Source organism: Geobacillus sp. DSP4a (assembly GCF_013096875.1).
Classification (GTDB): domain Bacteria; phylum Bacillota; class Bacilli; order Bacillales; family Anoxybacillaceae; genus Geobacillus; species Geobacillus thermophilus.
Window position 1 is genome coordinate 1 of the sequence record NZ_SDLD01000248.1, and the last position, 343, is coordinate 343.

Sequence of the window (343 nt, forward strand, 5' to 3'; positions counted from 1 at the left end):
TGAAACACCTCATGCGGCGTTTTTCCGTCCAGTGAGGCGTGCGGTTTTCGATGATACTCTTCTTCAAGCCACTTCCAAAAACGCTCGTTCAACTCGTCAAGCGACTTCGGCGGATTCAGCTCCAACAGTGGATAAAACCGTGTCTGTACGGTGCGGAAGAACCGTTCGATTTTTCCCTTGCTTTGCGGGTCATACGGCTGGGTGTGGATGAGCGTAATTCCCATCTCGGCGCACGCATACTGCAGCACCTCGGACCGATACATTTTCCCGTTGTCCGAGTAAATGCGCTTCGGCTTCCCGCAACGAAGCACCGCTTCCTTCGTGACGATCCGCAGCCCGTCAA

1 protein-coding gene is annotated in these 343 nt (G+C 54.2%); it reads right to left on the bottom strand.

The genetic code is table 11. The features are described 5' to 3' along the window. Window positions 1–343: integrase core domain-containing protein (locus ETC02_RS17205; RefSeq protein WP_171698503.1), on the bottom strand; the 343-nt coding region annotated here is incomplete at both ends.